This window comes from Nocardia sp. NPDC051787 (genome assembly GCF_040681325.1).
Lineage (GTDB): Bacteria > Actinomycetota > Actinomycetes > Mycobacteriales > Mycobacteriaceae > Nocardia.
The window spans coordinates 24,177-44,032 of sequence record NZ_JBFAYO010000027.1; the positions used below are offsets into that span (position 1 = coordinate 24,177).

Genomic DNA, 19,856 nt, shown 5'->3' on the forward strand with positions numbered 1-19,856 from the left:
GTCGACGTGCGCTGACCGAGGGCCGCCTGCTGGTACTGGCCGCGATGGTGATGTCCGCGCTCACCCTGCGCGTCGCCGTCACCGCGTTCAGCCCCCTGGCCGAGCAGATCGGCGGCGAAATCGGCTACGGCACCGCTGTTGTCGGTGTTTTCGGCATGATCCCGACCGCCATGTTCGCGCTGTCCGGACTGCTCACCCCGATCCTGGCCACCCGGCTCGGGCTCGAGCGCACCGCGCTGACCGCCATGCTGATGGCCGGTACGGGCATGCTGATCCGGGTGCTCATGTCGGGCACCGTGGAGCTGCTGATCTTCTCCGCCCTCGCCCTCGCGGGCATGGGCATCGGCAACGTGGTGATCCCGCCGCTGGTGAAGCGGTATTTCCCGGATCGCCTCGCGATGGTCAGCTCGCTGTACATCGTGATGGTGCAACTCGGCACCGTCGTGCCCGCCTTCACCGCGGTGCCGGTCGCCGAGGCGCACGGATGGCGCGTCTCGCTCGGGGTGTGGGCCCTGCTCGGCTTCGCGGCGGCGGTGCCGTGGCTGATGGTGCTGCGCGGACGTGACGACGCGGATCGGACCGCCGCACCGGAGCAGGCGCCGCGCGCCGGACGCGTGTGGCGTTCGCCGATCGCCTGGGGCATGGCGGGCATGTTCGGTATGACCTCGCTGACCACCTATGCGATGTTCACCTGGCTGCCGAAGATACTGCGCGAGGCGGGTGCGAGCGCCGGGTACGCCGGCGCGATGGTGGGGCTGTTCGCCGTGGTCGGCTTGGTCGCCGCGCTGACCGCGCCCACCGTGGTGGCCCGGTTCGGTAATCCGTTTCCCGTCGTGGTCGGCTGCGCGGTGCTGTTCTTCACCGCCTTCACCGGGCTGCTGATCGCGCCGATGGCCGCGCCGATCCTGTGGGTGGTGCTGCTCGGTCTCGGCCCGAGCACGTTCCCGATGGCGCTGACGCTGATCAACCTGCGCACCCGCACACCGGGCGGGTCGGCCGCGCTGTCCGGCTTCACCCAGGGCGTCGGATACGCGGTGGCCTGTGCCGGTCCTCTGCTGTTCGGCATGCTGCACACGGCGACCGGCGGTTGGCTTGCTCCGTTCGCGATGCTCGGCGCTGCCGTACTCGTCTTGCTGGCCGGCGCCTGGCAAGCCTGCAAACCTCGCATGCTCGAGGACACCTGGGGCTGACGCTCAGCTCTATTTCGCCGAATCTCACAACTCGGGTTGCGTGGGTGTGCGAACCGGGTAAGGATGTGGGCGACGCGCAGAGGCGGGTAGCGCGCGTCACACCTCACGGGCCGTCCGATTCGAGATCGGACATTTTGTCACGCGCGGAAACCGCTGTGTCACACGGCCGAAACATTCACTCGGAACTCACCCGCCGTCATGGGGAATCGTGAGCAACCGTTGATTTGACGGTCATTTCGCGCAGCATTTCGGCAATACCCATTTCCTACCGTGGGGCCAACCGACTTTGGGAGGCCCTGTTGAGCACGCTGACGCGTAACCGTTGGGAAGCGCTACGGACGACGATCCGCAGGCCGCGCATCGAGCATTGGAATGCCGAGGATGTCGCCGCCTGGGAAGCGGGCGGCAAGGACATCGCCAAGCGCAACCTGATCTGGTCGGTCGTCGCCGAGCACGTCGGATTCTCGGTCTGGTCGATCTGGTCGGTGATGGTGCTGTTCATGCCCACCGACAAGTTCGGCATCGATCCGGCGGGCAAGTTCTTCCTGGTCGCGATGCCCACGCTGGTGGGCGCGTTCCTGCGGATTCCCTACACCGTCGCGACCGCGCGCTTCGGCGGGCGCAACTGGACCGTCTTCAGCGCGGTCCTGCTGCTCATCCCGACGCTGCTCACGCTGTATTTCATCAACCAGCCCGGCACCTCGTACACGACGTTCCTGGTGATCGCCGCGTTCGCGGGCTTCGGCGGCGGCAACTTCGCCTCCTCGATGACCAATATCAACGCCTTCTACCCGCAGCGGCTCAAGGGCTGGGCCCTCGGCCTGAACGCGGGCGGCGGCAATATCGGCGTTCCGGTGATCCAGCTGATCGGCCTGCTGGTGATCGCCACCCTCGGCAACAGCTACGCCTCGCTGATCTGCGCGGTCTACCTGGTGTTCGTCGTGCTCGCCGGGCTCGGCGCCGCGCTGTACATGGACAACCTGCCCAACCAGAAGGCCGATCTGTCCTACATGATCACCGCCCTGAAGGTGCCGCAGTCCTGGGCGATCGCGTTCCTCTACATCGGCACGTTCGGCTCGTTCATCGGCTACAGCTTCGCCTTCGGCCAGGTGCTGCAGATCAGCTTCAAGGCCGGTGGCGACAGTGTCGCGCAGGCCACCCTGCATGCCGCGCAGATCGCGTTCCTCGGTCCGCTCCTCGGCTCGCTGGCCCGGCCCTACGGTGGCAAGCTGGCCGACCGCATCGGCGGCAGCCGGGTCACCCTGTACGTGTTCGGCGCCATGATGGGGGCGGCGGTGCTGGTCGCCGTGGCGAGCACGATGGCCGACCGCAACAACGGCGTGGCCAGCGGTGCGGTGATGACCGCGCTGGTCATCGGCTTCATCGCACTGTTCGTGCTCTCCGGTGTCGGCAACGGATCGGTCACCAAGATCATCCCCTCGGTCTTCGAGGCGAAGTCCAAGAGCCTGGACGCCACCCCCGCCGCGCGGGCCGCGTGGTCGCAGAACACCTCCGGCGCGCTCATCGGTTTCGTCGGCGCCATCGGCGCGCTCGGCGGCGTCGGCATCAACCTGGTGCTGCGCACCTCCTACGCCTCGACCAAGTCGGCGACCACCGCGTTCTGGGTGTTCATGGCCTTCTACGTGGCCTGCGCGCTGGTGGTCTGGGCGGTCTTCCTGCGCCGCCCGGTCGCCCGCGTCGTCGCCGACTCCGATGTCGTGGTCGAAGCCGAGAACTTCGTGCTCGAAGCCGAAGCCGGCCGCTCCCCGTCCGGAAGCGCCCCCGCCCAGTCCACCAGCTCGTCGGCCCGCGCCTGACACTCGATCCAGTCCAGGAGGACCAACAGATGAACCCCACAGTCGCTCGCAAGACCGCGGTGGTCGTCGGCCACGGTATGGTCGGGCACCGGTTCGTCGAGGCGTTGCGCTCGCGCGACACCGAAGGCCGTTGGCAGGTGGTCATCCTCAGCGAGGAGCAGCTGCCCGCCTACGACCGGGTCGGCCTCTCGGCCTACGTCGGCAGCTGGGACGCCGCCGCGCTCGCGCTGCCCGGCAACGAGTACGCCGGTGACGACTTGGTCGAGCTGCGGCTCGGGCAGCGCGCCGAGTCGATCGACCGGGAAGCGCGCAAGGTCACCACGTCGGCGGGCGACACCCTCGCCTACGACGCGCTCGTGCTGGCCACCGGCTCCTACCCGTTCGTGCCGCCGGTTCCCGGCCACGACCGCCCGGAATGCTTCGTCTACCGGACCATCGACGACTTGGACGGCATCCGTGCCGCCGCGGAGGCCGCCGGACCCGGCGCGGCCGGTGTGGTCGTCGGCGGCGGTCTGCTCGGCTTGGAGGCCGCGAACGCGCTGCGGCTGCTCGGGCTCACCCCGCACGTGGTCGAGTACAACGCGCGGCTGATGCCCGCCCAGGTCGACGAGGGCGGCGGCGCCATCCTGGAGGGGCTGGTCACCGACCTCGGCCTGCACGTGCACACCGGCGTCGGCACCTCCTCGATCGAGGAGACCGACACGGGACTGAAGGTCACGCTGTCCGACGAGTCCGTGATCGAGGCCGGGCTGGTCGTGTTCTCCGCCGGTGTCCGCCCGCGCGACCAGATCGCCCGGGACGCGGGCCTGGAGGTCGGCCCGCGCGGCGGCATCATCACCGATCTCGGCCTGCAGACCTCCGACCCGAACATCTGGGCCATCGGCGAATGCGCCGCGGTCGAAGGCGTGTGCTACGGCCTGGTCGCGCCGGGTTACAGCACCGCCGAGATCGTGGCCGACCGGCTGCTCGGTGGCGCGGGCGAGTTCCCCGGCGCGGACATGTCGGCCAAGCTCAAGCTGCTCGGCGTCGACGTGGCCAGCTTCGGTGACGCGCACGGCGTCACCGAAGGCGCGCTGTCGGTCGTGCTGCACGACGCGGCCAAGGGCACCTACGCCAAACTCGTCGTCTCCGACGACGCGAAGACCCTGCTCGGCGGCATCCTGGTCGGTGACGCCACCGCCTACTCGGCGCTGCGCCCGCTGGTCGGCCGCCCGCTGCCCGCCGAACCGGCCGCGCTGATCTCGCCCGCGGGCGCGGAACTCGGCGCCGACGCCCTGCCGGACGACGCGCAGATCTGCTCGTGCAACAACGTGTCGAAAGGCGCGATCTGCGGGGCGATCGCCGACGGCGCCTGCGACGTCCCCACGATCAAGGCGTGCACCACCGCCGGAACCTCCTGCGGCGGTTGCGTTCCCATGCTCAAGAAGCTGCTCGAGCAGTCCGGCGTGGAGATGTCCAAGGCGCTGTGCGAGCACTTCGAGCAGTCGCGTGCCGAGCTGTTCCAGATCGTCCAGGTCACCGGCATCCGCACCTTCTCCGGCCTGATCGCCAAATACGGCAAGGGCACCGGCTGCGACATCTGCAAGCCGACCGTCGCCTCCATCCTGGCCTCCACCTCGAGCGACCACATCCTCGACGGCGAGCAGGCCGCGCTGCAGGACACCAACGACCACTTCCTGGCCAACCTGCAGAAGAACGGCACCTACTCGGTGGTGCCCCGGATGCCAGGCGGCGAGGTCACCGCGGAGCAGCTGATCACCATCGGCGAGGTGGCCAAGGAATTCGGGCTGTATGTGAAGGTCACCGGCGGCCAGCGCATCGACCTGTTCGGCGCGCGCGTCGAGCAGCTGCCGTTGATCTGGAAGCGCCTGGTCGACGCGGGCATGGAGTCCGGTCACGCGTACGGCAAGTCGCTGCGCACCGTGAAGAGCTGTGTCGGCTCCACCTGGTGCCGCTACGGTCAGCAGGATTCGGTCGGCATGGCCGTGCTGCTGGAGAAGCGTTACCGCGGCCTGCGCTCGCCGCACAAGCTGAAGCTGGCCGTGTCCGGCTGTGCCCGCGAATGCGCCGAGGCGCGCGGCAAGGACGTCGGTGTGATCGCCACCGAGCACGGGTGGAACCTCTACGTCGGCGGCAACGGCGGCCTCACCCCGAAGCACGCGGTGCTGCTGGCCGGCGACCTCGACGACGAGACGCTGATCAAGTACATCGACCGGTACCTGATGTTCTACATCCGCACCGCTGATCGTTTGCAGCGCACCGCGCCGTGGCAGGAGGCGCTGGAAGGCGGCATGGATTACCTCAAGCAGGTGATCTGCGAGGACAGCCTCGGCATCGCCGGGGATCTGGAGGCGGCCATGGCTCAGCATGTCGCTGGCTACCGCGACGAGTGGGCGGCGGTGCTGGAAGACGAAGAGAAGCTGTCTCGCTTCGTGTCGTTCGTCAACGCCCCCGAAGAGGCCGATCCGACGATTTCGTTCGACGAATCCGGCGAGCGGAAGGTTCCCGTCCTGCTGGGACTGCCCGAAGTCCCGGTCGCCACGCAGGGGAAATGACCGCTTAACCGCCCGGAAACAGAACGTCGGTACCAATGAGTAAGGCGTTTGGAGGATGACACCGATGACCGTGATCGACACCCCCGGCATCGCCGCAGCTACCACCACTGGGTGGACGCAGGCATGCCGTCTCGACTATCTGATTCCCGGCCGCGGCGTTGCGGTGTTGCTGAAAGGTGGCCGACAGGCCGCCGTGTTCCTGCTGGCGAACGGCATGCTGTATGCCGTCGGCAATATCGATCCGATCGGACGGGCGGCGGTCATGTCGCGCGGGATCGTCGGCGATCGCGGCGGCGTGCCCGTCGTGGCCTCGCCGCTGCTGAAGCAGGCCTTCTCCCTGGTCGACGGGCGCTGCCTGGACGACGAATCGGCGATGCTGCCGGTGTACGCGGTGCGCGTGGACGACGGCATCGTTTCGATTTCCAACGAGCCGGTGACAGCCGGACTCGCGTCGTCGGATGGATGATCGGCATGACAACACCTGACTCGGGCGCGAGCCTGGCCGGATTCACGGTCGGCATCACGGCGGCCCGGCGAGCCGAAGAGTTCGCCACGCTGCTGGAACGGCGAGGCGCGAGCATCGTGTCCGCACCGGCGATCCGCATCATCCCGCTGGCCGACGACAACGAACTGGAACGCGTCACCCGGCAGCTGGTCACCGATCCGCCGCAGATCACCGTGGCCACCACGGGTATCGGCTTCCGCGGATGGATGGAGGCGGCCGAAGGGTGGGGCCTGGCCGAGGATCTGCGCCACACGCTGGGCAGCACCCGGATGCTCGCGCGCGGCCCGAAGGCCAAAGGCGCCATCCGCGCCGCCGAGCTGCGCGAGGAATGGTCACCCGCCTCCGAGTCTTCCGCCGAGGTGCTCGACCACCTGCTCGCCGAGGGCGTGGAAGGTGTCCGGATCGCGGTGCAGCTGCACGGGGCCACCACCGAGTGGGAACCGGTCCCGGACTTCTGTGAGGTCTTGCGTTGCGCGGGTGCGGATGTCGTGCCGGTGCCGGTGTACCGCTGGGTGCCGCCGGACGACCAGGGCCCGATGGATCACCTGATCGAGGGCATCGTCACTTCCGGCCTGGACTGCGTCACCTTCACCAGCGCTCCCGCGGTCGCGTCCATGTTGATGCGCGCCAAGGAAACCGGGCTGCTGGAAGGACTGCTGTACGCGCTGCGCGGCCGGGTGCTGCCGGCCTGCGTCGGTCCGATCACGGCTGCCCCACTGGAGGAGCTCGGGGTGCCCACCTCGATGCCAGGGCGTGCTCGGCTCGGAGCTCTGGCTCGCCATGTCGCCGAGGAACTGCCAAGGCGCGCCAATCGGATTCAGGCCGCCGGCCACAACATCAGCGTGCGCGGCGGGTGCGTGGTGGTCGACGGTCAGGTGCGTCAGCTGGCGCCCGCGCCGATGGCGCTGATGCGCTCGCTGGCCCGCCAGCCCGGCCGGGTCGTCTCCCGCGAAGACCTGCTCGCCGCGCTGCCCGGTGGCGGGGACGACACGCACGCGGTGGAAACCGCCATCGCCCGCCTTCGCGCCGGGCTCGGCACGCCGAAAGCGATTCAGACCGTGGTCAAACGTGGGTACCGGCTCGCGCTGGACCCGGCGGAATGCACCGACAACAACCCACGGCCCACCGCGACAGGAGGCCCGCAGGTGCCCGGCGTCGGAATTCCGACCCGGGCACCGCGGTACATCCAGGCTGCGGGGAGCTGGTGACCCCGCCCGCCCTGGTGCTGGTGGCCCACGGGACCCGCAGCACCAAGGGCGTTCAGATGATCGCGGCGCTCGCCGAGGCCGTGTCGAAGGAACTCGACGCCGGGGTTTCGGGGCCCGGCACCGAGGAAAAGCCATGGGTGCGTACGGCGTTCGTGGACGTGCTCGGTCCGTCGCCCGCGGAGGTGCTGCGCGATCTGGCGGCGCCGAGCGGGGAATCCGTGCCCGCCGTGGTGGTTCCGGCGTTCCTGGCTTCGGGCTATCACGTCTACCAAGACGTACCCCGCGAGGTCTCCGAGAGCGCCCATCCCGCGACGGTGGTCACCCCGGCCATGGGCCCCGATCCCGCGCTGGCGGGAATCATGAAGATGCGTCTGCGCGCCGCGGGCTGGACCCCGGGTGACGCGGTGGTCTTCGCCGCCGCGGGCTCGTCGGACGCCCGCGCTCGCCAAGACGTCCGGCGCGCGGCCGCGCTGCTGGCCGAACGCCTCGGTACCGGGGTCCGTATCGCCTACGTCGCCACCGGTGCGCCGCGCGTACCGGAGGTTGTCGCCGAACTGCGCGCCGCGGGCGCGCGCCGGGTCTTCGTCGCCTCGTATCTGCTGGCACACGGCCTGTTCCAGCAGCGCCTGCACGAGGCGGGCGCCGACGGCGTGGCCGAACCGATCGGCGTGCATCCCGCGGTGGTCCGGCTGATCGCCGAGCGTTACCGGGTCGCTGTCCGGGAGACGGTCCGCGCTCGCTGAGCGAGTCTCGCGGGACCGCTCGGCGCCGCGCTGGTCTCGCCTTGACCTCGAGTGCGGTTGAGTTCCTAGCGTCGTAGCCGACGAAAGGGCTTGACTGTGACAACACTGGTTACGGGCGCCACCGGGAACACCGGCCGCCATATCGTTTCGGAATTGGCGCGGCGGGGAGAGCGGGTTCGGGCGCTGACGCGAAATCCATCTGCCACAACGGGGATGTTCCCGGCTGGGGTGGAAGTGGTGGCGGGCACGCACACCGCGCCGGAGACGTTGGGCGCCGTCCTGGAAGGCGCCGACCGGCTGCACATCACTTTCACGGCGGGGCTCGCCGAGGTGGGTACCGAGTTGATCCGCCGCGCGGTCGATGCGGGCGTGCGACGTATCACCATGGTGTGGGGCGGGACGGTCGGGCCGGTCGAGGAGTCCTTGGCGGATTCGGGTGTGGAGTGGACGCGTCTGGAACCGCAAGAGTTCATGTCCAACGCCTTGACCTGGGTCGAATCGATTCGGACCGAGGGCGTCGTCCGCGAACCCTATGACTTCCCGAGTGCACTGGTACACGAGGCCGACATAGCGGCCGTTGCGGCCGTCGCGCTGCTCGAGGACGGCCACGCGGGGCGCGCGTACAACCTCACCGGTCCGCAGTCGCTGACGCCGAGTGAACGGATCGCGATCCTCTCCCGAGCGATCGCCCGGGACATCGCCTTCGTCCCGATCACGCATGAACAAGCCATCGACCGGCTGATGGCTGCCGGCGTATCCCGGGCGGACGCCGAATATGTGATCGGGTGGTATGCCGCCCCGAGCGAAGATTCCACGACGGTCGTCGACACTGTCGAGCGGGTGACCGGCCGCGCCGCACGAACTTTCGCGCAGTGGGTGGCCGAGCACGCGCACCGCTTCCAGGACTCACCCGTCGATCGTGTGGCCGCCACCTGATCGACGGTCGCCGGGTGCGGTCGGGCGGGACCTTGGGCGCGCGGCGGGTGCGTCCGCCTGTTCTCGTCGGTTCCGCTGTTCGATTGCTGAATGTTCGCAGATTGCCCTACTCGGGCGATGATTTCAGCAGCTAGCTGCGATTTCATTTCACTGTCAGAACACGCCAGGTGAATGCTGGGTGCGGCGTTCGCGCCGTGATAGAACTTCCGCCCATGTACCGGCTCATGCGATGCCTGGTTTCCCTCCTCGCGGTCGGCGCCGCCCTCGTCCCGGCCGCGATCGCCACCGCGGACCCCGACGCGGCCATTCTCGACGTGCGGCCACTGGGCGGGCGGCAGTTCGAGGTCGTGGTCCAGTCGGGAGCGATGGGGCGGCCCATCACCTTGTGGCTGTCCCATCCGGGTTCCGGCGCGCCCGCGCTGTACCTGCTGAACGCCGTGGACGGCGGAGAGGAGGGCGGGCCGTGGACCCGGCGCACCGACGTCGCCGAGTTCTTCGCCGACAAGCCGGTCAACGTGATCGTGCCGATGGGCGGGCGGGCCAGCTACTACACCGATTGGCTGCACGATGACCCGGTTCTCGGCCGCAACAAGTGGACCACCTTCCTGACCAGGGAACTGCCACCGCTGCTCGCGGCCAGGTTCGGGATGAACGGCCGCAACGCCGTCGCGGGAACTTCCATGTCGGCGACCTCGGCGTTGAATCTGGCGATCGCCGCGCCGGGGCTGTATCGGGCGGTCGGCTCCTACAGCGGGTGCCCACGCACCAGCGACGCGATGGGTCAGGCGATCGTCAACTCGCAATTGGCGGTGTTCGGCGCGAGCGCGGCGAACATGTGGGGCCCGCCGGCCGATCCGGCCTGGGTGGAGAACGATCCGACGGTGCAGGCGGAACGGCTGCGCGGTGTAGCGCTCTACGTTTCCGCGGGCACCGGCGCGCCGGGTTCCCGTGACACGCTCGGCGATCCCGGCATCGATGGCAACCCCCTTCGCCTGGTGGATCGGCTGTTGGTCGGCGGGACCATGGAGACAGTGATCGGCGGTTGCACCCGTCAGTTCGTCGACCGGTTGCACGCGCTCGGCATCCCGGTCACGACCAACCTCCGCCCCGCGGGCACGCATGCCTGGACGTACTGGCAAGACGACGTGCACCAGTCCTGGCCGATGTTCGCCGCCGCGCTGGACGTCTGATCGGCCATCGCACCCGGGAGGCGGGAGATCGCCTCGAACCGAGCAGGTTACGGGACCGGACCTGCTGGGCGCGCAGAGATCCCCTGATCACGGATTCCAGGGATCGAGTCCTCCCTCGGGATCCAGGTGATCGAGATTGGCGACGCGCCTGGCCGATCGCAGCAAAGCGTCCCGGTTGATATCGGTCGGGTTCGCGTAGTAGGCCTGGGCCGCGTCCCTGTGCATGGTCGCCACACGGTGTCCGATGTGCCAGCGGGTGTCACGGCCCGCGGCGTTCCACTCGTCCGGGGTGATCGCCGCCCGCAGTGCGCGGTCCGAATGCCAATTGTTCTCAACCCTTTGCACGAACGCCTGGTCGACCGCGGCGCCCGGGGCAGGCGCGTTGCTGTGCCGGACGAAGCTGTCCGCCGCGATGACCGCCTGGGCGGCGAAGGCCTCGTGCGCCTCGTGGCCGACATGGTTTTCCACGGCCCACGCTGTCGCGATCGCCTTCTGCAACGGTGCGAAGCCGTACGGATTCTGCGACACCGTCGATTCCTGGGTGGAAAGTGCGGCCAGCGAATGGTTGACCATCTCGTGGCTGGCACCCGAGGCGAGCAGCATGTGATGCACGCGCGATTCGGGAACCTTGTTGTCGCGCAGGGCTTTCAGGGCGCGGGAGACCCCGAGTTGGGTGTTCATGCCCCCATGCTGCCTGGCCGCGGCCACCGCGACGCCACGCCAGTTCGTCCGGGAGAGCTGATGCTCGATGTAGCCCTCCTCGCGGCTGGCCAAGATTCTCCTGGTGGACCGTTCGATCCTCTTGCGTGTGTTGGCCAAGGGATTCAACGGATTGATGGTTCCCCCGGCGAGCCACGCCGTCACGGGCGAGGTGTTGATGGTGTTGAGTGCGCCGATTGTGCTCAGGAACCCCATGCCGGACGAGGGTTTCCCGCCACCACCGCCCATGCCGAGGGCCACGCCGCTGCTGCTCGACGATTTACTCTGGCTGCCCTGGATCGCCAGGGAGAATCGGTTGGCGATCCAGTCGTTGCCGCGGGACAGGCCGCTGCTGAGTCGTTTCAGCTGGAAGACGGCGACGATCTCGACGGTGCCCGCGATGATGATCACCGCCATGACCTGGCCGCGAGCTTGCGCGAACAGGTTGCCCATGAACAGCACGTAGACACCGAGGAAGATGGTGTACGCCGTCATCCGTGCCGCTGCGACGAAGCCGTCCACGAGGTTGCGGACCAGGAACGTCTGGGTCGGGCCGTACACGAAACCGCCTGCCGCGAAGCCGAATATCGACATGATGCCGTGATAGATCGTGTCCAGCGCGGCCTTGATCACCTTGAGTCCTAGGTACATCGCGAATACCAAAAGGATGCCGCCACAGATCAACAGCATGAGCCCGGTGGCGACCTGCCCCATGGTGGGATTCTCTGCCTTCGCGTACGCGGCGGCGTCTCCGCATGACTTCATGCCGCTGATCACCCGGCCGTCGTCGCCGGCCGCCACCCCTGCCGACCATGCCGACCGGCAGCCGGGCCGCGCGTCGACGGTATGCCCGAAATTCCACACTTGCAGCGGCTGACGGGCGAAATTGTCGGCCAGATCGCTCTGCATGGTCGCCACCAGTTGGCTCGGATTCGGGTTGGCGTTCCCGTTCAATCCGGCCGCCACGGAGATACCCAGATCGCGGCCCTGCGCCAGTAACCCGTCCGAGGACAGCACATCCGCCAGAGGCTCGGCCAGGAATACCGGCCCCAGTACCGCCACCCCCAGCATCGTCACCACCTGCATGGTGGCCTTCGCGTGGTAGCCGCGCACGATGAACCAAGCGACGCAGAACGCGCCGATGGTCGCCGCGGTGACCAGCATGATAGGCGTCGCGATCTGCCCCGCCAGAGCATCGGCCACGCCACGCAAGGCCGCACTGAACATGTCCAGCCACCGGAAGCTCAACGCGTAGCCGATCAACCAGATCGCGGTCGTCACAATGGCTATGTAGCCGATGAATTCCAAGCCGAGCACAGCCCACAGGACGGTGGCGCGAGGCTTGAACAGGCTTTCGTCGCCGGTCGCGAACCGATAGTCGGACAGCGGAATCCCTGAGGAGTCGCGGATATTCATCCAGCTGAGTCCGTCGATCCCGGATACCTGGGTCGTCGTGCTCGCCGCGTCCTGTGCGACGGCAATCGCACCGACGAAGCCGGGAAATACGAAAAGCGCGAAGGTGATCAGAGCGAGCCAGGTTGCCCGCCGCCGAGCGCCCGCCGCCGAGCGCAACCACCGGCCCGGCACACCGGCGCGATGTGCGTATCGGGTTCGGCGGAACTTGCCCGAAACTCGAACCGAATACCGCTTGGATGAACTGCGGCTGACAGTGCGTGATCGCACCACCGGGGAGCAGATGTGCACGGAAGAGTCCTTCGTCCCGGTTCTGGGAGCGCGGTCGACTGTGAGTCCTGAAACTGGTTGTGCGCGAGCGGTAATGCCGATCCGCGCCACGGTCTCACGTCGTGTATTACAGACAGGTACGGAAACATCCGCTTGAACGTCCGGTGACATCCATGCGGCTCGGGAATGTACGTAAGCACCTTGGGCAGGTGTGCCAGAAGCGAATGTCAAATACATTGCCGTGCAGGCTGATTCGGATACCGATCGGCCGCTTGGTTCGGAGATCCGCGGGCAAGATCGTGCGGGTTCTCGGCCGGACAGGAGCGGTCCCGACTGCGTGGATTCGGCGCACACCCACCGAGTCCGGCCGCGTCACGACCGGACAGGCGAGTCAGCGGGCCTCCGCCTGCCTGTCGTACCGAGGGGGAACAATGCCGCTATGGCATACGACGAGGAGTTGGCCGAGCGGATCCGGGAACTGATCGTGCCGGGGCCGGAACTCACCGAGAAGAAGATGTTCGGCGGCCTGGCGTTCCTGATCGGCGGCAATATGGCGGTCGCGGCCAGCCGTCAGGGCGGCCTGCTGGTCCGTGTCGGCCGGGACGAGGGCGAGCGGATGCTCAGCGAGTCGGTCGAGCCCATGGTCATGGGCGGACGCGAGATGGTCGGCTGGCTGCATGTCACCGCCGCGGCGACCGACGACGACGAAGTCCTGCGGGAGTGGGTCGAGCGCGGTGTCGCCTACGCCCGGACCCTCCCAGCGAAAAAGAAGAAGTAACCTGCCTCAGGGCCGGACCAGGCGACGGAAGAGCACCCGGTCGAATTCGCGGCCGTACTCGTCGACCGCGACCACGTCCATCTCGCTGGCGAAGACGCCGGGCCGGACGTCGACGCGCAGGAACGAGTAGTCGCGGAAGCGGACCCGCGACCACGGCGCGGCCTCGTCCTGTTTGCCGCCGCCGGGCGTCCACACGTAGCTGTTCGGCACCGTGGTATCGGGTAACTCGTTGCCGCGGAAGGACTCCGGGGAACCAGGCTGGAATTCATAGCGTGGGCGTCCGCCGCCGCCCACGGTGTAATAGACGGTTCCGTCGGTCTCCGGGTAGACGATCGAGTTGTCGCCCGCGACCTTCGTCGCGTTTCCCGCACGGATCGGGTCGGTGCGCTCGTAGACGTGGTTGTGCCCCTGCAGCACCAGGTCCACCTGATAGCGGTCGAACAACCCGACCCAAGCGTCGCGCACGCCGCCGTCGCTGGCGTGCGCCTCGGTGGTCGAATACGCGCAGTGGTGGAAGAAGCAGACGATGAAGTCGATATCGGGGTCGGCGCGGTAGGCGGCCAGCGCGCGCTCCACCCAACCCGTCTGCGCCCCACCGGAATAACCAGCATTGGCGCGAATCTCGTAGGACACGTCGTTGGCGTCCAGCGAGAGCACCGCGACATTCCCATAGGTGAACGAGTACGCCGATGGACAGCCCGCGGGGCCGTTGCCGGGGAAGTCGAGCCGCGCCAGATGTCCGCCGTAGCCATGGTCGCCGTAGGTGGCTTCCATATCGTGGTTGCCGGTGGTGAACATCCAAGGGGTCTGGGCGGCGCTGGGCTCTATGGCGTTGAAGTAGGCATCCCACACGTACGGGTTGTACTTGTCGAACCCGCTCGACGGGTGCGCGCCGTGCGCGACGAACTGCCCCGGCTTGCCCTTGCCGGAGGGGTCGGCATAGGCGATGTCGCCTGCGAGAATGTGGAAATCGGGCTTGGCCGCGGCGATCTGGCGCAGCACGTTGGTCGCGTGCGGTGTGGCCGGATCGTTGTCGGCCTTGTAGTACTTGTCGTCGTAGTCGCCGGGTGCGACGCCGTCGGGCAGTGCGGGCGTCTCGTCGGTGCCCTGGTCGCCCATCATGGTGAAGCGGAACGGCAGAATCGCGGCCCGGCTGGTGGGCATCGCGGGCGCGGCGGCGCGGATGTCGCCGGCGAAACCGTCGGAGGTGCGCCAGCGATAGAAGTGCGGCACCCGGCCCGCCAGGCCGTCCACCGGCGCGTGGACGTAGAACTGTTCGGCCGCGAGCACTCCGCCATCGGCCGTGGGCACCTGGGTGAGCAGATTGCGCACCTCGGCCTCGACCGTCGCGCCCAGCGCCGGAGTGGGCCCGTGGTCGAGATACACCGTGGCGCCCGCTGGTCGCCGCGACAGCTGCGCCGCGAAACGCAGTTGACTCGCCGCGTCAGGCCCGAATGCCACCCGCCGTCCGCCGACCGCGAGCCGAGCCTCCTCGGCGTAGGCGCGACTGCCGAATGGCGCGGCGCCGACCGCGGCCACGGCCGCTGCCGCCGCGGCGCCACGCAGGATGTTGCGCCGCGACACCGGATGGCGGCGCAGATACGCGCGGTGCCATTCGTATTGCTCGGTCATCGTCATGTCGGTGGCGAGACGGCCGGGAATTCCGGTGTCCGGGATGTCGCCTGCTGGATTCAGCGGGGTGGACGGCATACCGCCGATGCTGTACGGGCAGGGCGCACCGAGGCAACTCGACACCCCTGCCGTGTGCGGGAACACTTCACGAGCGACCCCACCGTGGCTAGGCTGCGAGGATGACGCCTTTCCTCCGCGTCGCCCTCGCGCCGGTGGTGCTCGCCGGTGCGCTGGCGGGCGCGGCGAACGCCAACGCGACGCCGGGCACCGACGTCACCGCCGTCACTCTCGGCCAAGCGCAGATTCCCGCCGGACTACTCCCGTTCGTCGCGGGCACCGATCTGGTGGTCCGCAAAATCACCATCGGCCCAGGCGGTTCCACGGGCTGGCACTACCACGACGGCCCCGTCTTCGGCTTCGTCCGAGCGGGCACCCTCACCCATCCCGGCCCCGACTGCGCGGCCCCGGTCTACCGCACCGGCGATTTCATCTACGAGCCCGCAGGAGAATGGAACGTCCACATCGGCCGGAACCTGGGCACCGAACCCCTCATCCTCGACGTCGTCTACGCCCCACCCACCGGCAAACCACTCTTCGTCGACGCCCCCGCCCCGCCCTGCGCATAGGCCGTGTATCGGTTGCTGTCGGCCGCACCACCGGACCTGACCGGGACGGCGACGGAACATGCTCCCCGTTGACCGCTCCTGTAGCGGTGCCGGTGTGCCGACGGCGGTCGACAACGAACTAGCCACCAATTAGATTGGCGCACGGCCTATCTGAGGCCGCAGAAGGGGATCCATGCGTCGAACACGGCGAACTGTCCTAGTGTTGCCCATTCTGGCGGTCGGTCTGTGCCTTGTCGCCGGACATGCATCAGCCGACACAGGCGCCTTCAACCGCGAGTTCGAGCCGCCACCCGCGCAGCTCACCGACTATCCGTCAGGGCAAGCACAGATCCCCGCGGAGATCGCTACCCAGAGCTTGGACTGGAAGCCGTGCACAGAATCCGGCCTGGGCTCTGCGCTGCGCTGGAGCCTGGAAGCCGGAGTCCGAGCGCCCCTGCTGGACGGGTTGGACTGCGCGACCGTGCGAACTCCCTTGGATTGGTCGCGTCCCGACTCCGGCGCTGTCGTCACCTTCAGTATTTCGCGGCTATGTTCCCGCACGGTTTCGGATCGGCCGCGGCATCTGTTGACCAGCCCCGGCGGCCCTGGCGCCGGCACGTTACTCAATCCGCTCGAGTGGGCGACAGCTTTCCCCGGAATTGCGCGACACCTACGATCTCATCGGTTTCGATCCCCGCGGTACACGGCTGTCCAGCACCCACCAAGAGTGTGACAGCGAGGCATCCGGTGATCCGATGCTGCTCAGCGGTGGCCGCAACGACCGAACCCACGTTCTGGACTTCTCGGCCGAATCGATCCGGATACAGCTGAGACAAGCCGGTGATTGGGTTCGGTCCTGCATCGACCGAACTGCACGCACGCCCGCAGGTGATTCCACTGCCGGGACGATCACTTACTGGCAGACCGTCCGTGACCTGGATCTCGTGCGCGCATTGCTGGGCACCTCGACATGGAGCTTTCTCGGGGCAGGAACGCTGCTCGGACTCGAGCTTGCCCGGACCTCCCCGCTCGTATCGACCGTATGGTCCTGGACTCGGTGGGCAATCCCATGGTTTCGCTAGCCGATGGCTACACCGAACGAGTCTTGCGGCAGCAAAAGGTGATCGAAGACCATTTCGCGCCATGGCTCGCCGCACGCACTACCGAATTCGGTGATACCAGGGAGGATGTCCTCGCGGCTCTGACTACGCTGCGCGCCGACCTCATCGCCCATCCAGTCCCTCTGCCGTTCGACCGGTCCTTCAGCGGCAACGACCTCAACACTGTCCTGTTCGGGGTCGACAACAGCCCAAGTGTTGGAACGCAAACTGCTGACTTTGCGGACGGCCCTCGACAAGCCCTCGATCGCGACACAACTCACCGCCGCCGTGACGTTCCGGGCAACGCCGATGCTCGAGGAGATCGGCCAGAATGTGTACCTCGCCGGTTCCCGTGTCGGATGGTGGACCGCGCGCAGCTGCAACAGCGCGGGCTTCAGCCACGACCTCGACCAGAGTGTCAGTGCCGCAGAGCAACTGGCCGAACGCGCGCCGCTGACCTATCTCGGCATGGGATTCACCGCGGTCTGCGCGTTCTGGCCCGAATCGCACACGAGCACAAGCTCGGCGGGTTACGACCAGATCGGTTCCGCCCTGCTGATCGGTAATGAGAAGGACCCGGTCACATCGATTTCAGGTGCGCGAGCTGTTCGCGCGTCGATCCCCGATGCACGGCTGATCACGGTCGTCGGCAAAGCCGGACACCTGGTTTTGCCGCAAACCAAACCCAACGGCTTTCCCGGTACGATCCCCGGGACCAGCACATGCGCTCGCGCTCTCGCGGCGGGCTACCTCCTCAACGGACAACTCCCTGACTCCGACACCCCCTGCCCACCGAGCTGAAACCCACAATGGCCGAACGACGCAGATGCGGGAGGGCCTGTTGAAACGATGGAAGGCTGCCGCAGGTCTGTCAGCGTTCGTCCGGGTAGCGGGGGAGGAGGGTGCCGAGTGGGCCCAGGTCGATGTTGAGATCTTCCGGAGTGAGGCCGAAGTGGTCGCGTAGTTCGTCCATGCGCTGCTCGAGCAGCATCAACGTGGTGCCGATTCGCTCGATCTGGGCGTCGGTCAGGTCGCCTTCGTCCACGCGTCGCAGTGCCTGCCGCTCCATCAGTTGCCGGAGGAGTTCCACCAGGGTGAGGACGAGTTGGACGAGCCCGCGCTCGACTGATTCGGGGTCGGAGTCGATACGCGGTGGGATGCCGCCGAATTCAGTCATCTGGGGGCGGCTCCAGCGCGCGGTGTGTCGCGGAGTCCAGCGCGGGCGTGGACAGGGGGCTGATGGAGGAGATGAGGGCGCGCAGCGAGATCTGGACCATGTCGACGTCCGCGAGGGAGAGCCTGATGTCGCCGGTGATGACCACTCCACCGGCAAGCACCCGGTCCAGCAGGTCGACGAGCGCGACGCGGCGCTCGCCGTCGACATTCTCGGCGACGTGTTTCATGCGGGTTCCCTTTCCACGCCCGCGAACGAATACGGTGGCCACGGACCGGTGAGTTCGAGCCGGATACCGGGGAATTCTTTGCCGAGCTCGTCGACCATCGCCGCGAAATCGTCGGCGCGATCGTCGTCCACCAGATAGGTGCCATTGAGCACCATCCACTCCCGCCGTCCGGTCAGCGCCGGGTCCGTCGCCGGTTGACGGCGGCCCGCGGCGGCGTGCCGGACCAGGCGCGCATGGATCTCGTCGGCGCGCACCGCGGCGTCGCGTTCGACGGTTTCCTGCGCGGACAGCTGCGCGCGGCGGCGCGCCAGATACGCTGTCCCCCTTCCCTTTCCACTGCCCTCGTCGCGGCTCGCGGCTTCGGCCACCGCGGCGACGAGTGCGGCGCGGTCACCATACGCCTTCACACCCCACTCCGTCCGGCCGCTCACCAGGGTCAGCGCCGAATCGAAGTCCGCTCGCCGCTCGTCGAGCAGGTCGCGTACCCGGTCGTCGTCGAGGAAGACGGTGGCCAGGCGCAGCGGAACGGCCGGGCCGCGGCGCACCATGGCCGAGACGACGGCGTCGTGCGCCCGGGCCGTCGCCTCCAGCCAGTCCAGATCCTCCAGATTCCGGCGCAGCGGCTCCTCCCCGAAAACCTCGAGCGGCACCGAACCGACAACTGCTGCCAACCCGTCCGAGAACACGGTGCGCACCGGCTCACCGGCAACCCCGGTTATCTGGCCCAGCTCCTCCGCGACGCTTTCGGCGGTCGTCACCGCGTACAGCCAGACGCCGTCAGTCACGGTCCCTCGCTTTCCTAGGAGCGCGACGGCTTTCGAGTGATTTGCGGCGGTCGTCGGCTTCGGCAGGTTCGCGGCGACGTTCGAGGGATATGCGGCGCTCGTCCGAGGCCTCCAGTTCGGCGATCCGCTCGCGGAGTTGCCGGTTCTCCAGTTCGAGATCGTGATCCTGTCGCTGCAGCGCGCGTGCCTTGCTGTTGAGCCAGGGATCGGTCTCCCACCAGTCGATGCCCACCGCCTTGGCCGTCTCCAACGACGCGATGACCAAACGCAGTTTGATGGTGAGAAGTTCGATGTCGAGCAGATTGACCTGTATGTCGCCCGCGATCACCAAGCCCTTGTCGAGGACCCGCTCGAGGATGTCGCCGAGGTTCGTCGATTGACGCGCGGCCCCGTAGGGCATCGGCGCCGGCGCGCCGCCTTCTGGGACTACCGTCATGGCCGATCCCTTTCGCCGATGTCGGTGCTGCCGCGGCCGTAACGCCGAGTCCTACGGTAGGCCAGCAGATTCCCGTCCAGATCGATCTCCACCTCGTAGAGCGCCAGCATGTCAGCCGACGAGGGGATGCGGCGGGCCTCGACCACCTCGATCTCCACCAGCCAGCCGTCCTGCGTCGGCTCGATGGAGGTGACTCCCTCCGCCTCCTTCGATGTCAGCTCCAGCAGATGCTCGGTCGCGGCCGCGCCGGCCTGCTGCGCCTCCAGCTGCGGCCGACCCGATTCGGAGTGGACGTCCTCGGACTCTTCGGGGGAGGTGTTCCGGTTCACGCGGTCACTCCTTCTCCTCGGTCGGCGTGGTGCCGGTGGGTGGCTGGATCAGGGGGTCCAGGACGGCCTGCTGTGCTTGTTCCCGCTCTTCTTCGGACAGGTGACCGGCTGCCGCTGCCTCGTCGATCGCCTCGATCCGGCGACGAATGGCGGCAGGATCCCGCAGCTTCTGTTCGACCTGATCCTGGATCACCTCACTCAGCCAGATCACGCCCCGGACCGGGGCGATCGGCAGCGTGAAGATCGACGTGAGCAAGCCCAT

At 67.8% G+C, this 19,856-nt stretch carries 20 protein-coding genes; 11 read left to right on the forward strand and 9 right to left on the reverse strand.

Going from position 1 to position 19,856, the window contains the following annotated elements; all coding sequences use genetic code 11:
* Positions 1-44 precede the first annotated feature (44 nt).
* From AB0M45_RS25230 to AB0M45_RS25265, 8 genes are all read left to right on the forward strand, one after another.
* Positions 45-1,190 (forward strand): MFS transporter, encoded by a 1,146-nt coding sequence (locus tag AB0M45_RS25230; protein WP_364334177.1) that lies wholly within the window; start codon positions 45-47, stop codon positions 1,188-1,190.
* A 308-nt stretch (positions 1,191-1,498) separates the two neighbouring features.
* Positions 1,499-3,007, forward strand: coding sequence for a nitrate/nitrite transporter (locus tag AB0M45_RS25235; RefSeq protein ID WP_364334180.1), 1,509 nt, complete (start codon positions 1,499-1,501; stop codon positions 3,005-3,007).
* Positions 3,008-3,036: 29 nt separating this feature from the next.
* Entirely contained in the window at positions 3,037-5,562 is a 2,526-nt protein-coding gene (nirB, locus tag AB0M45_RS25240) for a nitrite reductase large subunit NirB (RefSeq protein WP_364333953.1), read from the forward strand.
* Between the two features lie 64 nt (positions 5,563-5,626).
* Positions 5,627-6,028: a nitrite reductase small subunit NirD gene (nirD, locus tag AB0M45_RS25245; protein ID WP_364333956.1), complete on the forward strand. Its 402-nt coding sequence runs from the start codon at positions 5,627-5,629 to the stop codon at positions 6,026-6,028.
* A 5-nt stretch (positions 6,029-6,033) separates the two neighbouring features.
* Complete coding sequence (locus tag AB0M45_RS25250; protein ID WP_364333959.1) at positions 6,034-7,275, forward strand: uroporphyrinogen-III synthase; 1,242 nt, start codon at positions 6,034-6,036, stop codon at positions 7,273-7,275.
* Entirely contained in the window at positions 7,272-8,018 is a 747-nt protein-coding gene (locus tag AB0M45_RS25255) for a sirohydrochlorin chelatase (protein WP_364333962.1), read from the forward strand. The genes AB0M45_RS25250 and AB0M45_RS25255 overlap by 4 nt, the downstream gene beginning before the upstream one ends.
* 96 nt (positions 8,019-8,114) lie before the next feature.
* On the forward strand, positions 8,115-8,954 hold the full coding sequence (locus AB0M45_RS25260) for an NAD(P)H-binding protein (protein ID WP_364333965.1): 840 nt from the start codon (positions 8,115-8,117) through the stop codon (positions 8,952-8,954).
* 212 nt (positions 8,955-9,166) lie between these two features.
* Positions 9,167-10,144, forward strand: a complete 978-nt coding sequence (locus AB0M45_RS25265; RefSeq protein ID WP_364333968.1) for an alpha/beta hydrolase family protein — start codon at positions 9,167-9,169, stop codon at positions 10,142-10,144.
* 87 nt (positions 10,145-10,231) lie between these two features.
* Here AB0M45_RS25265 and AB0M45_RS25270 read toward each other — a convergent pair whose 3' ends face one another.
* The gene (locus AB0M45_RS25270) at positions 10,232-12,430 is read right to left on the reverse strand and encodes a hypothetical protein (protein ID WP_364333971.1); all 2,199 of its coding nucleotides are present in this window, start codon (positions 12,428-12,430) and stop codon (positions 10,232-10,234) included.
* Between the two features lie 535 nt (positions 12,431-12,965).
* Here AB0M45_RS25270 and AB0M45_RS25275 point away from each other — a divergent pair.
* Positions 12,966-13,304 carry a TfoX/Sxy family protein gene (locus AB0M45_RS25275; RefSeq protein ID WP_364333974.1) on the forward strand — a complete coding sequence of 113 codons (339 nt, stop codon included), beginning with the start codon at positions 12,966-12,968 and terminating at the stop codon, positions 13,302-13,304.
* Between the two features lie 6 nt (positions 13,305-13,310).
* Here AB0M45_RS25275 and AB0M45_RS25280 read toward each other — a convergent pair whose 3' ends face one another.
* Positions 13,311-15,014, reverse strand: coding sequence for a metallophosphoesterase (locus AB0M45_RS25280; RefSeq protein WP_364333977.1), 1,704 nt, complete (start codon positions 15,012-15,014; stop codon positions 13,311-13,313).
* 101 nt (positions 15,015-15,115) lie between these two features.
* Between AB0M45_RS25280 and AB0M45_RS25285 the strand changes: the two genes are divergently transcribed.
* Positions 15,116-15,562, forward strand: coding sequence for a cupin domain-containing protein (locus AB0M45_RS25285; protein WP_364333980.1), 447 nt, complete (start codon positions 15,116-15,118; stop codon positions 15,560-15,562).
* A gap of 1,057 nt (positions 15,563-16,619) precedes the next feature.
* Here the strand turns inward: AB0M45_RS25285 and AB0M45_RS25290 are convergent.
* Positions 16,620-16,868 (reverse strand): hypothetical protein, encoded by a 249-nt coding sequence (locus AB0M45_RS25290; RefSeq protein WP_364333983.1) that lies wholly within the window; start codon positions 16,866-16,868, stop codon positions 16,620-16,622.
* Between AB0M45_RS25290 and AB0M45_RS25295 the strand changes: the two genes are divergently transcribed.
* Positions 16,855-17,442: an alpha/beta hydrolase gene (locus tag AB0M45_RS25295; protein ID WP_364333986.1), complete on the forward strand. Its 588-nt coding sequence runs from the start codon at positions 16,855-16,857 to the stop codon at positions 17,440-17,442. The genes AB0M45_RS25290 and AB0M45_RS25295 overlap by 14 nt on opposite strands.
* A gap of 70 nt (positions 17,443-17,512) precedes the next feature.
* Here the strand turns inward: AB0M45_RS25295 and AB0M45_RS25300 are convergent, their stop codons facing one another.
* Genes AB0M45_RS25300 through AB0M45_RS25325 form a run of 6 tightly spaced genes read right to left on the reverse strand, consistent with a single transcriptional unit; the run spans position 17,513 to position 19,856 of the window.
* Positions 17,513-17,818 (reverse strand): gas vesicle protein K, encoded by a 306-nt coding sequence (locus tag AB0M45_RS25300; protein ID WP_364333989.1) that lies wholly within the window; start codon positions 17,816-17,818, stop codon positions 17,513-17,515.
* On the reverse strand, positions 17,811-18,044 hold the full coding sequence (locus tag AB0M45_RS25305; RefSeq protein WP_364333992.1) for a gas vesicle protein: 234 nt from the start codon (positions 18,042-18,044) through the stop codon (positions 17,811-17,813). The genes AB0M45_RS25300 and AB0M45_RS25305 overlap by 8 nt, the downstream gene beginning before the upstream one ends.
* Positions 18,041-18,829 (reverse strand): GvpL/GvpF family gas vesicle protein, encoded by a 789-nt coding sequence (locus AB0M45_RS25310; RefSeq protein ID WP_364333995.1) that lies wholly within the window; start codon positions 18,827-18,829, stop codon positions 18,041-18,043. Before AB0M45_RS25310 ends, AB0M45_RS25305 begins: the two co-directional genes overlap by 4 nt.
* A complete protein-coding gene (locus AB0M45_RS25315) occupies positions 18,822-19,265 on the reverse strand; it encodes a gas vesicle protein (protein ID WP_364333998.1) in 444 nt (147 codons plus the stop codon). The genes AB0M45_RS25310 and AB0M45_RS25315 overlap by 8 nt, the downstream gene beginning before the upstream one ends.
* Positions 19,262-19,594, reverse strand: a complete 333-nt coding sequence (gvpO, locus tag AB0M45_RS25320; protein WP_364334001.1) for a gas vesicle protein GvpO — start codon at positions 19,592-19,594, stop codon at positions 19,262-19,264. Before gvpO ends, AB0M45_RS25315 begins: the two co-directional genes overlap by 4 nt.
* 4 nt (positions 19,595-19,598) lie before the next feature.
* A complete protein-coding gene (locus tag AB0M45_RS25325) occupies positions 19,599-19,856 on the reverse strand; it encodes a gas vesicle protein GvpG (protein ID WP_364334004.1) in 258 nt (85 codons plus the stop codon).

Bases quoted from the DNA above. Each gene is read 5' to 3' on its own strand.
- AB0M45_RS25305 (WP_364333992.1), bottom strand. From the start codon at position 18,044: ATGAAACACGTCGCCGAGAATGTCGACGGCGAGCGCCGCGTCGCGCTC.
- AB0M45_RS25300 (WP_364333989.1), bottom strand. From the start codon at position 17,818: ATGACTGAATTCGGCGGCATCCCACCGCGTATCGACTCCGACCCCGAA.
- nirB (WP_364333953.1), top strand. From the start codon at position 3,037: ATGAACCCCACAGTCGCTCGCAAGACCGCGGTGGTCGTCGGCCACGGT.
- AB0M45_RS25285 (WP_364333980.1), top strand. From the start codon at position 15,116: ATGACGCCTTTCCTCCGCGTCGCCCTCGCGCCGGTGGTGCTCGCCGGT.
- AB0M45_RS25230 (WP_364334177.1), top strand. From the start codon at position 45: ATGGTGATGTCCGCGCTCACCCTGCGCGTCGCCGTCACCGCGTTCAGC.
- nirD (WP_364333956.1), top strand. From the start codon at position 5,627: ATGACCGTGATCGACACCCCCGGCATCGCCGCAGCTACCACCACTGGG.
- AB0M45_RS25280 (WP_364333977.1), bottom strand. From the start codon at position 15,014: ATGCCGTCCACCCCGCTGAATCCAGCAGGCGACATCCCGGACACCGGA.
- AB0M45_RS25275 (WP_364333974.1), top strand. From the start codon at position 12,966: ATGGCATACGACGAGGAGTTGGCCGAGCGGATCCGGGAACTGATCGTG.
- AB0M45_RS25325 (WP_364334004.1), bottom strand. From the start codon at position 19,856: ATGGGCTTGCTCACGTCGATCTTCACGCTGCCGATCGCCCCGGTCCGG.
- AB0M45_RS25315 (WP_364333998.1), bottom strand. From the start codon at position 19,265: ATGACGGTAGTCCCAGAAGGCGGCGCGCCGGCGCCGATGCCCTACGGG.
- AB0M45_RS25250 (WP_364333959.1), top strand. From the start codon at position 6,034: ATGACAACACCTGACTCGGGCGCGAGCCTGGCCGGATTCACGGTCGGC.
- AB0M45_RS25265 (WP_364333968.1), top strand. From the start codon at position 9,167: ATGTACCGGCTCATGCGATGCCTGGTTTCCCTCCTCGCGGTCGGCGCC.